Annotated in this window: 8 protein-coding genes and 1 pseudogene; 7 read left to right on the forward strand and 2 right to left on the reverse strand. The window is 60.5% G+C overall.

Annotated elements, in window-relative coordinates; genetic code table 11:
- Positions 1-120 precede the first annotated feature (120 nt).
- The 6 genes from bioB to FJV83_RS35275 all read left to right on the forward strand — a co-directional run bounded on the left by bioB (position 121) and on the right by FJV83_RS35275 (position 6,919).
- Positions 121-1,089, forward strand: coding sequence for a biotin synthase BioB (gene bioB, locus FJV83_RS35250; protein ID WP_224570943.1), 969 nt, complete (start codon positions 121-123; stop codon positions 1,087-1,089).
- Entirely contained in the window at positions 1,086-2,225 is a 1,140-nt protein-coding gene (locus FJV83_RS35255; RefSeq protein ID WP_024505572.1) for an 8-amino-7-oxononanoate synthase, read from the forward strand. Before bioB ends, FJV83_RS35255 begins: the two co-directional genes overlap by 4 nt.
- A complete protein-coding gene (gene bioD, locus FJV83_RS35260) occupies positions 2,222-2,857 on the forward strand; it encodes a dethiobiotin synthase (RefSeq protein WP_063169254.1) in 636 nt (211 codons plus the stop codon). The genes FJV83_RS35255 and bioD overlap by 4 nt, the downstream gene beginning before the upstream one ends.
- Positions 2,857-4,122, forward strand: a complete 1,266-nt coding sequence (locus FJV83_RS35265; RefSeq protein WP_063169255.1) for an adenosylmethionine--8-amino-7-oxononanoate transaminase — start codon at positions 2,857-2,859, stop codon at positions 4,120-4,122. The genes bioD and FJV83_RS35265 overlap by 1 nt, the downstream gene beginning before the upstream one ends.
- Positions 4,119-5,102, forward strand: coding sequence for a beta-ketoacyl-ACP synthase III (locus FJV83_RS35270; protein WP_063169256.1), 984 nt, complete (start codon positions 4,119-4,121; stop codon positions 5,100-5,102). Before FJV83_RS35265 ends, FJV83_RS35270 begins: the two co-directional genes overlap by 4 nt.
- Before the next feature lie 173 nt (positions 5,103-5,275).
- The gene (locus tag FJV83_RS35275; RefSeq protein WP_063169257.1) at positions 5,276-6,919 is read left to right on the forward strand and encodes an MFS transporter; all 1,644 of its coding nucleotides are present in this window, start codon (positions 5,276-5,278) and stop codon (positions 6,917-6,919) included.
- A 234-nt stretch (positions 6,920-7,153) separates the two neighbouring features.
- Here FJV83_RS35275 and hemN read toward each other — a convergent pair.
- Both hemN and FJV83_RS35285 read right to left on the reverse strand, forming a co-directional pair.
- A pseudogene (gene hemN, locus FJV83_RS35280) lies at positions 7,154-8,480 on the reverse strand (oxygen-independent coproporphyrinogen III oxidase).
- Positions 8,481-8,944: 464 nt separating this feature from the next.
- Positions 8,945-9,301 (reverse strand): hypothetical protein, encoded by a 357-nt coding sequence (locus FJV83_RS35285; RefSeq protein WP_024505577.1) that lies wholly within the window; start codon positions 9,299-9,301, stop codon positions 8,945-8,947.
- 681 nt (positions 9,302-9,982) lie between these two features.
- Here FJV83_RS35285 and FJV83_RS35290 point away from each other — a divergent pair.
- Positions 9,983-11,122 (forward strand): porin, encoded by a 1,140-nt coding sequence (locus FJV83_RS35290; protein ID WP_063169258.1) that lies wholly within the window; start codon positions 9,983-9,985, stop codon positions 11,120-11,122.
- Positions 11,123-11,571 lie beyond the last annotated feature (449 nt).

The raw sequence follows: 11,571 nt of genomic DNA on the forward strand, positions 1-11,571 counted from the left end.
GACGTGCCGCAGCTCGCCTTTAGCGAGTGCGCCCCAAAGCCAAGAAGGCGTACCGGACTAGCAAACAAAGGTTTGACGATGACGATTGGAATGAACTCGGAGTTCGACGTGAACCAGACCATGCAATCGGTCGACGGAACGCCTCCGCGATGGAACCGCAAAGAGGCCGAGGCCATCTACGGCATGCCATTCAACGATCTGCTGTTCCTGGCTCAGACGATCCACCGCCAGAACTTCGATCGAAACCGAGTGCAGCTGTCGCGGCTCCTTAGCATCAAGACCGGCGGGTGCCCCGAAGATTGCGGCTATTGCAGCCAGTCTGCGCATTACGAAACCGGTGTGAAGGCGTCGAAGCTGGTGGACGTCAAGCATGTCATCGACGAAGCGGCCAAGGCGCGTGATGGCGGCGCAACGCGCTATTGCATGGGCGCGGCGTGGCGAAGTCCCAAGGAGCGCGACATGGACGTTGTGGTCGCCATGATTGAGGGCGTCAAGGCCCTCGGCATGGAGACCTGCATGACGCTCGGCATGCTCGATCTTGAGCAAGCTGCTCGCCTGAAGCAGGCCGGTCTCGACTACTATAACCACAACATCGATACCTCTGAGCGCTACTATGGCGAGGTTATTTCAACCAGGACTTTTGCCGACCGGCTGAAAACGCTTGGGCACGTGCGCGCGGTTGGGATGAAAGTCTGCTGCGGCGGCATTGTCGGGATGGGAGAAGAAAAGACCGATCGCATCGACATGCTGGTCACGCTCGCGAACCTGCCCGAGCCGCCGGAAAGCGTGCCGATCAACATGCTTATTCCCATCGAAGGCACGCCGCTTGCCGCGGCCGACGCCATCGATCCGATCGATTTCGTCCGCATCGTTGCGCTCGCGCGGGTGATGATGCCGAAATCCTATGTAAGGCTGTCCGCCGGCAGGACGGCGATGAGCGACGAAACGCAGGCGCTGTGCTTCTTTGCCGGCGCCAATTCGATCTTTGTCGGCGACACGCTGCTGACGGCGGGAAATCCCGGCGAGGACAAGGATACCCTTCTGTTCCGGCGCCTCGGCATTGAGCCTATGGAACTCGCCACGCAATGAAGGAGGCAATTCTTGCCCGCTATGACGCAACCTTGCGGGGACTGGGGCGCAAGGACCGGTTGCGGACGCTCGCACCGCGCGCCGGGCTCGACTTCTCGTCGAACGACTATATCGGACTTGCCGCCTCCAAAAGACTGGGCGATGCGGTTTCGACGGCGATTGCGCGGGGCACGCCAGTGGGCGCCACCGGATCGCGGCTGTTGCGCGGCAATGCACCGGAACATGAGCAACTGGAGGCGGACGCAGCGGCATTTTTCGGAGCCGAGCGTGCACTGTTCTTCGGCAGCGGCTATATCGCCAACTTCGCTCTGCTGACGGCCCTGCCGCAGAAAGGCGACCTGCTGGTCCTCGACGAGCTCGCTCATGCCAGCATGCATGAGGGTGCCCAGGCCGGGCGCGCTGAGTTCAAGCTGGCCGCGCACAACGACGTCGACGCTGTCGAGGACGCAATCACCCGCTGGCGCGCCGAAGGCGGCATGGGGCGGGTGTGGATCGCCTTCGAAAGCCTTTACAGCATGGATGGCGACCGTGCGCCGATGGAGAGCCTGGTCGCGCTGGCTGATCGGTACCAGGCATTCATCGTCGTCGATGAAGCGCATGCCACCGGCGTCTGGGGACCGGACGGCCGGGGACTGGCCGCCGCGTATGAAGGCCGCGACAACATCGTCACGCTCCACACATGCGGCAAGGCGCTTGGCGCATCCGGCGCGCTCGTTACCGGACCGCGAACACTGTGCGACTATCTTATCAACCGGTGCCGGCCATTCATCTATGCGACCGCACCATCGCCGCTGATGGCAGTCGCGGCACGTGAGGCGCTGACTATTCTGTCTGACGAGCCTATGCGTCGTGCTCAGTTGCACGAGCGTGTCGCTTTCGCGAGCCGGCAATTGGCCGAACGCTGCGGCGTGATGCCCAGCGGCTCGCAGATCCAGCCGCTTGTGATCGGCGATAACAGCCGCACCATGGCGGTGGCGGCAGGACTGCAGGCACGCGGCTTCGACATACGCGGCATTCGCCCGCCGACAGTGCCTGAGGGTACGTCGCGCCTGCGCATTTCGCTGACTCTCAACGTCGACGAAGCCGACATTTCCGCCATGGTCGAGGCTCTCGTCGGAGTGTTGGCCACAGCATGACCAAACGCATCGTCGTCACCGGAACAGACACTGGAATTGGCAAGACAGTGTTTTCGGCCGGACTTGCCGGGCTGCTCGACGGCTTCTACTGGAAGCCGGTGCAATCGGGCCTCAACGAGGAGACCGACAGCGAGGTCGTCGCCCGGCTTTCCGGCTTGCCCGACGGACGCGTGCTGCCCGAAGTCTATCGACTGACGATGCCGCTGTCGCCGCATCGATCAGCCGAAATCGACGGCGTCGCGATCGAGGCCGACGATCTTTCATTTCCGGTCCTGCCGACACCGCTCGTCATCGAAGGCGCCGGCGGGCTGATGGTGCCGCTCAATCGACAGACAAGGTTCATTGACATATTCGAACAATGGCGGCTGCCGGTCATACTGTGCGCCCGCACCGCGCTTGGCACCATCAATCATACGCTGTTGTCGATCGAGGCCCTGAGAGCCCGCTCCATCCCGCTCATCGGCATTGCCTTCATTGGCGAAGAGGTGGCCGATACACAAAGGACAATCGTGGAATTCGGCGGCGTGCCGCAGCTGGGCAGGCTGCCGCACCTCGGTCCGCTGACGGGTGAAACGTTGAGAGATGCAATGATTTCCGGCTTCGACCTGGCCATGATTGCCGGAGGCGACTGATGGCGGAGTCTCGAGTCTGGCATCCGTTCACGCAGCACGCGCTAGAGCCCTCGCTCCCTGAAATCGTGCTGACTGAAGGCGCCTATCTCCACAAGGCCGACGGCTTCCGCATCCTCGATGCGATTTCTTCCTGGTGGGTCGTCACCCATGGCCATCGCCACCCCCGCATCATGAAGGCCATCGAGACGACCGCCTCGAGCCTCGACCAGATCATCTTCGCGGGCTTCACCCACGAGCCGGCCGAACGGCTGGCCGAGGCGCTTGTAGGCATCGCACCCGCCGGCCTCCACCGGGTGTTCTATTCCGACAGTGGCTCGACCTCAGTCGAAGTCGCGCTGAAGATGGCGCTCGGCTATTTCCGTAACATCGGCGCGTCGCGTTCGCGCATCGCCGTCATGGAGCACAGCTATCATGGCGACACCATCGGCACGATGAGCGTCGGCGCCCGTGGCGTCTTCAACGCCGCCTATGAGCCTTTGCTGTTCGAGGTCGACACCATCCCCTTCCCGGCCGCCGGGCGCGAGCAGGAAACGCTGGATCGGTTCGAGGCCGTTAGCCGCGACCGGCGCGCAGCCGCGCTGATCGTCGAGCCGCTGGTGCTTGGCGCCGGCGGCATGCTGATGTATCCGGCCTGGGTTCTTGCCGAATTGAAGAGGATCGCCGAAGCCTCCGGCACGCTCGTGATCGCCGATGAAGTGATGACCGGCTGGGGGCGCACCGGAACCATGTTTGCCTGCGAACAGGCGTCCGTCTCGCCCGACATCTTGTGCACCTCGAAAGGTCTGACCGGTGGTACCATCCCGCTGGCCGCCACGATCGCCACCGATGCCATCTTCCACGCTCACTTTTCGGAGGATCGCAAGAAGACGTTTTTCCATTCGAGCTCCTACACCGCCAATCCGATCGCCTGCGCGGCAGCACTTGCCAATGTCGAGATCTGGCGTGACGAGCCGGTGGCCGAGCGGATCGCGGTCTTGAGCGCGAGGCAGGCCGCGGGGCTGCAACGCTTCCGGGACAATCCATATTTCACCGACTGCCGGACAACCGGCACCATCGCGGCACTCGACCTACGCACCGGCTCAGCCGGTTATCTGGCCGAGATCGGGCCAAAACTGCGCGCTTTTTTCCTTGAGCGCGGCCTGTTGGTGCGCCCGCTCGGCAATGTCCTCTATCTTCTGCCGCCCTATTGCATCACCAGCGACGAATTGGACGGGCTCTATGACGCGATAGAGGAGGCCGGCGAACGCTTCGGCTCGCGGCCATGAACCTATCGTCGCGCGTTCTCGGCTTCGGCCATCATGCGCCGACGCGCAAGGTCGAGAACCCGGAAATCGAAGACCGGCTCGGGCTTGAGCCCGGCTGGATCGAGCGGCGCACCGGAATTCGCTCGCGCTTCTGGGCAACAGACGAAGACACGCTGTCGGGCCTTGCCGCCTCTGCCGGCGACATGGCGCTGACCAATGCCGGTATCGACCGCGGCGACGTCGGTCTACTCTTGCTCGCCACGTCGACGCCCGATCACCTTCTGCCGCCAAGCGCGCCGCTGGTCGCACATCGGCTGGGGCTAGGCCGCGCCGGAGCGATCGACCTGACCGGCGCCTGCGCCGGCTTCATCTATGCGCTGATGTTCGCCGACGGGTTCACCCGCCTGCACGGCAAAGCGAGCCTTGTCATCGCCGCCAACATCCTCAGCCACCGCATCAATTTGGCCGAGCGCGCCAGCGCCGTGCTGTTTGCCGATGCCGCCGGCGCCATGGTGATCAGTCCTTGCGATGACCCGGATCGAGGCATTCTCGGCGCTTCGGTGGATTCCGACGGCTCGCGCTACGGGCTAATCCAGATTCCCGCCGGGGGAAGCAACACTCCGTTCCATGCCGACCTCGACCTCGCGCAGACACGGATGACGATCACTGACGGCCGTGAAGTATTCAGCAAGGCCGTGGAGATGATGACCGCCTGCTCGAGAGATGCGCTCACTGCTGCCCGACTGAGGCCGCAAGACCTCGATCGTTTCGTGCCGCATCAGGCCAATGCGCGCATTTTCGACGCGGTCGGCAGGAACCTCGGCATCGCTGATCACTCGATCGTCAAGACGATCGCCGAATATGGCAACTCTTCCGCCGCGACGATCCCGCTCTCATTGTCGCTGGCCCATCGGGCGCAGCCGTTTCGGCCTGGCGAGAAAGTCCTCTTGGCGGCAGCGGGTGCGGGTCTCAGCGGCGGCGCGCTTGTGGTGGGAATTTAGCAAAGCAATGCTTGCGCACAGGACTGCTCATGAATGAGACTATGAGAATGGCTCAATACGCAAATAGTCGCCGGCAAGCTCCATAGAGCTGGGGTCCGTGCGGTGCTCCGCGATGTCTAAGTATCGACCCGCTTGCTCAAATCGCAGCGCTCATCGAAGGCCAGCAATACCTCATGCAGAGCGAAAATCCCCAACCGCCCGTTTCAAAGACGCTCGCCCCATTTCGAAACAAGGTGTTTCGCTCAATTTGGGCGGCCACCCAGATTTCCAGCCTCGGTTGGCTAGTGCAAACGGTCGCCATCAGTTGGCTTATGGCAACGATTTCAGCGTCCGACCTCATGGTGGCACTCGTCCAGGCCGCATCCACATTGCCGGTGTTCTTCCTCTCAGTTTTCGCCGGAGCCATTGCCGACAACTTCAGCCGCCGGTGGGTGATGTTTGCGGGACACTGCCTGATAGCATCGGCGTCGACGACGCTGATGATTTCTGTGGGTCTGGGATTTGTCAGTCCTTGGCTGATTCTCGGGTTAGGTTTCCTGGCCGGCTGCGGCTTTGCCTTGAATGATCCGGCTTGGCACGCTTCGGTCGGCGATATCCTTCACAAACGCGACATTCCGGCCGCAGTGACGCTTATGTCCGTCGGATACAACATTGTGCGCAGCGTTGGTCCAGCCTTGGGGGGCGTGATCCTGGCCGTCTTTGGGCCGCTGGCCGCTTTCGCCTTGGCTGCGGTGAGTGATCTGGCGCCCATAAGCGCGATATGGCGCACCAAATGGGAGGTCCGCTCTTCGCCTCTCCCTCGTGAGAGAATGACGACGGCAATTCATGACGGAGTGCGCTTTACGGCGATGTCTTTGGAGATCAGGGCAGCGACCGCCCGAGCCGCTCTTTTCGGGTTGGCAAGCATCTCCATTCTGGCGTTGCTCCCCCTCGTCGTCCGGGATCAGTTGAAGAGTGGGCCAATTGTCTACGGTATCTTATTGGCCGGCTTCGGCATGGGTGCTTTCATCGCGGGTATGGGCAACGGCTTCTTGAGGAAGGTCACGTCTCAAAACAGGCTGGTGGCCTTCGCCTCTGTGGCTTGTGCAGTCTGTTGCCTCTCCCTTGCCCTTACATCGTCGCTTCCTGTGGCGGCCATTTCGCTGGCGCTCGGCGGAGCGGGTTGGCTTATCACCTGGACGGGCATTGACGTGTCGGTGCAGTTGGCAAGCCCAAGGTGGGTTGTAGGCCGCACGCTCTCCATTTACTACGCCTTGAGCGCAGGCGGTATGGCTGCTGGCAGCTGGATCTGGGGTTCTGTCGCGCAAAACTATTCCTTGACCTCAGCATTGGAGGGCGCCGCAGGCGCTCTGTTGCTGGTTGCAGCAGCGGGGATCGTGTTGCCGGTCCGTCCCTGGGAAGAAACCGATCAAGAAAGTTCAGTTTTTCATCCGCCGGACGTGGCTCTCGATCTGAAACCCAGAAGTGGCCCTATCGTGGCCAAGGTCGAGTATTTGATATCGGAGGAAAATATCGAGGCCTTTCTGGGCTCCATGCGCACGCGGCGACACGTCCAGAGCCGTGCCGGTGCACGAAACTGGACGCTCCAGCGAAATCTGCAAACACCGTCACTTTGGACGGAGACATTCCGCACCCCCACCTGGATGGACTTTCTCCGCCTAAATCATCGACTCACCGCAGCAGATAAGGAAGTCGCCCAGCATCTCCTGTCACTGCATGAAGGAGAGGTGCCTCCGCAGACAGTGCTTTCGATTGAACGGACGACCGAGGCAATTCGTACCCGTACCTCGACAATCTTTTCTCGTCCTCCAAGATGACGCCATCAAGCTGCTGTCCAGGGACAGGGTGGATCACCGGTGCTTTGCAGAGCACAGCCTCACACCGAGAGCAGCGTGCTCCGGGTTGTGCGCTTTCGCGCGCACCCAGGCGAGATGATGGTGAACGCGGCGTCAAGTGGAAGTCCCCTGCATACGCTTGCGGAGTCTTCTGCGAGAGCCCATGCCGACGAGCGCCAAACAAGGTCTGATGCCTTTCGGCGTCGTGGCCTCAACTCATCGATTCGCGAGAAAAGCATCGAATGCAGCAGCAACGGCGCGAACAACAAAGCGGTGCTCCGGCCGCACGCGGATGAAGCCGTTTTCGACGTCCAGGATCCCCTCCTCAGCCAGCGTCACCAAACTCTCAACTGAATCGAGAAAACGAGCTGGTTCGATTTCGTGGGCGGCACAGATGGTCGGCACGTCGGCCTCCAAATCGCACATCAGTCGCTCGATGATCGCTGCGCGCACCCGGTCATCGTCGGTCAGACGGTGACCCTTTGATGTCGCCAGACGTCCACTTGCGATGTGCCGGGCGTAAGAATCCCGTGTTACTTCGTTCTGAACATACCCCTCGCGGACTCGGCCAATAGCCGACGCGCCGAAGCCGATCACGTTTTGCAAGTATCGGCCGAGTATCCCAGCGAATTACGCCGTAGGCGCCCGGTCTTCTGGCGCTAGCGCAAGTTCGTCGTCCGGCGGAGCGAAATGATCGAGCCCGATCTCCCGGTAGCCAGCGCCAACCAGTGTCTCGGCGACAGTTGCAGCCTGTTCGGCGCGAAGATCGCCGTCCGGTAGACCTGCCTGCTCGATTAGGCGCTGATTCTTTATCACGGAAGGAATATGCGCGTATCCGAACACCGCAAGCCGGTTGGGGCGCATGGCGACCGCAGCCATCGCGGTCTGGATGCAGGACTGCACAGTCTGTTTCGGTAGACCGAAGATGAGGTCGAAGTTGATATGGCCAACGCCATGCCGGCGGAGATTTTGGACTGCAGCGGCCGTCTGCACCTTACTCTGGATCCGATTGATCGCCTTTGCACATCGGGATCAAAGCTCTGCATCCGATGCTCGCGCGGTTGACACCGTTAGCTGCCAGGGCTTCGGCCATTTCCGGTGTGAACGTTCGGGGATCGATCTCCACGGCGATCGCAGCAGTTTTGCTGAAAGCGAAGTGGCGGCGTAGAAATTCCATCAGCGCCAAGTGCTCGGCTGGCCCGATAAGGTGAGGCGTTCCGCCGCCGAAATGCACATCGCTCACCGGCAGCCCTTGCCGCACTTGCTCCGACACCAAACTGATCTCCTGACGCAGCACCGCTAAATAATTAAGGATCGGGCCGTTGCGACGGATGACCGCGGTAGGGAAGCCGCAATACCAGCACATGGATCGGCAAAACGGAATGTGGAAATAGAGCGACACCGATTCGTCGGCCGGGAGGCCCCCCAGCCATTCCTCATAATCGTCAGCACCAACTGCCGCAGAGAAGTCTGGCACAGTCGGATAGATGGTATACCAAGGCGGCCGGGGGTCCCGGTACTTTGTCAGGATTGAGGTGTGCAAGGAGCTGTCATCCCACGTCGCTCATCCATCATTCTTTCGTTGCGCGCTCGTCCTGGTCTCTGACCTAAGTCAGTGCGTCCCGCTTATGTCGCAGTCTCGTTTGGACAGGATGGGGTCAACCACGCCGGGGAGCGCGCGTGCCATGGTTGCGCCTGAGGTGATGGTGCGGTGCCGCATTCAACGTCTGAGTACGTGACGCCAGTGCAGTGTGCTTGAGGCGTCTGCGGAAGAACTTTGCAATGCGAAATTCATGTCCGACGCAACGGACCTGTCAAGCCTCGTTCAGACGCCATCCAGGTCCAGCCAGCGGCCTTCCCTGCCGGCCGAAAAACCATACCGGCTTTAGCCACCGAGACGCTCTAAAGCTGACGTCGGCTCATTTGATGAAAGGAGGACGCCGCTAGGGGGTGCACAAGGTTCCCCGGCTTGACGTCGCTTCGAGCGAAGAGCGGTGTGGCTTGTCGTCAAGCGCCGGGCAGCGTGCCCCCTACCGATATCCCGAAAAGATCGACCAAGATGGCCATGCCGACGCCACACGCGGTCTGGATGAGGCCGACCATGAAAATGCGATTGGCGCGTTCGTAGATGGGGCGCCGCAAGGAACTCATGTCGAGCAGCATGGACAGCGCTCTCATCTGCAGTGCGATGCCGAGCAGGATCGGCACTACGGCGAACAGATCGTAGAGTTGCCATGGCAAGGGGTTCGCGGCCCAATGAGTGAGGAAGCCGAGGGAAAAGGCAAGCAGGATACCCACGGCAGTGATTGTGCCGTTGCGGAAAATGGTCTCGATCGGTTCTTCCTTCGGATCGTGCTCGTCCAAGCGGCTTCCTTTCGTTGCTCTTTCCGTCGAGACTAAGTTCTCGAGAATACTGTTCATCGCCAATTACTCGAGGCGAGCCGTAGGCAGCCGTTTCAGGGTGCGCTCCCTCTCGCTTCCGGCCGCGCAATGTACCTGCACGGCGAACTTACAGCGGCGAAAAGGTGCTGCGGCCACCATGCGACGCCTCGGACGTGCACGCCCTCTGTTCCTGGCGCAGCCCTTGCGGAGCGTACGCGCAGTGATCCTTCTCGGTAGCGGATGGCGCGGCCTCCGTTGCGGTCAGACGGGAAGCCGTCGCTGTTAAACGAGACTGTCACATATCGAACATGGCGAACCGTGTCGCACATTTCTTTTCGCAGTGACCCTCAAAAAAAGTGATTCCAGCGAGACGAAGGCGCGTCGGCCCGATTTTGGTGTCGGCCGCATCTACGCTTCAGGTTGGCATGTCGCTTGCTGCTCTATTCGGAGAGCTGCAGCGGTCCGACCGGAGTGTTTCACATGTAAACGATAATGAATCTCCTAGCAGAAAACACTATTATAAGTACATGTGGCTTTTACGCTGGCTCACCTCTCGTGTCAAGCGCTTTGGCGTCCACATATTGGAGACAACACGCACAAAATTTAGAGGAAAAGCTTGCTCTTTCGCCTCTATCCTTTTTATTCCTTCATGGAGATCTAGACATGTACATCAAGAGTCCTCTTCTCGGCTTAACTGCTCTGATGACCATTTCCGTCGGTCGAGCAGCTGGCGCCGAGCGGGAACCGGCCGAGTACATCAAGATCTGCGACGTCCTCGGCTCGGGATATTCCTATATTCCCAACACCGAGACCTGCCTGCGCATCGGCGGCTATGTCCGTTACGATATCGGCCTGGGTGACGTCCGATCGTATGACAGCGCAAGAACCTCGGACGTGAGAACTGGCGAGGACCAAGGCACTTGGCGAAACAGCACACGCTTCACGTTCAAAACTTGGACCGGCCAGCAGACCGAGCTCGGCGCGTTGACGACCTATACCGAAACCCAGGTGAATTTTGGCAACAGCGCTAACTCGCATGACAGTCCTCAGAACTATGATTTCAACAGCGGCCTCGCACTGGCTTCTGCCTGGGTCGAGCTGGGAGGCCTGCGAGTTGGCAAGGAGGGGTCGGCCTTCGATACGTTTGCAAGCTACGCTGGCAACGTTCTCGATAGTATGCTCGTTCCGTCGGCCGGCTTCGACACCAACGTGGCTCAGTACCACTTCGACGCCGGCAACGGCATTTCGACTGTGATTTCGCTCGAACAAGGATCGGGCTCAGCCGGTACTATCGACAGCTATATTCCGCACGTTGTCGCCGGCTTGAAATACACGCAAGGCTGGGGCTCGATCATCGGCGTCGCGGCTTATGACAGCAATTACGAAGCTTTTGCCGGCAAGATCCGCGTCGACGTCGCTGTCACAAACCAGCTGTCGCTGTTTGGACTCTTCGGCTACGGTTCCAATGCCAGTCTCAACGAGGACTCAAACGGCGCAATTGCCAATCATGGGCGCGGCTCGTACAAAATCTGGAACGGCCAGTGGGCTTTCTGGGCGGGCGCCACCTACGAGTTTGACGAGAAAACTTCGTTCAACCTTCAGGTCTCGGGTGATCAGCTCAAGGATGCTGGTGTGGCTGCAAACGTCGCCTACATGGTCGTTCCCGGCTTCACGGTCACAGCCGAGGTCGATTACGACCACTACGGCAACTCTGGCCTCGGCCCTGCCGAGCCTACCGCCGTCAAGGGCACGAGCAAGCCGAACAGCGTCGGCGGCATTCTCCGCTTACAAGGCTCATTTTGAAATCTCTCCAGTCGCGAGCATGGCAAAGGCACTTGCCTCGACAACGCACGCATGGAGAGCTTCGTTCGCCATCTTGAAGTCTGCATCGACCGTCCACGGCCCATCGTACCAACTAGAAACTGAAAGTTATGAGCCCTGTGTACTACACCTAGCCCTTGACCTGCCCGATGAACCGGCCAGGGGCCGTCAGTTCAAATTCGGGGCCGTTTAGAGGGCAGTGTGAGGCCGTGTTAGGTAAGCGCCACTGCAATGTCGAGGCCGCGACACGCCTGTCGCTTTGGACGGCTGGAATTGCCCTTCGCGGCGCCATTCATTCTCTCAACATTTACGTGATAATGCACGCTGAGTCCGAGCCGCGTGGCAGCACCCATCCTAGGTGTGAGCTTTCGAGAGGTTGTCCATTCGGACCGGACCGAGGAGACTGGAGTTACCACGCTTCAGCATCCATC

The sequence above is a fragment of the Mesorhizobium sp. WSM4307 genome (assembly GCF_007003945.1).
GTDB lineage: Bacteria > Pseudomonadota > Alphaproteobacteria > Rhizobiales > Rhizobiaceae > Mesorhizobium.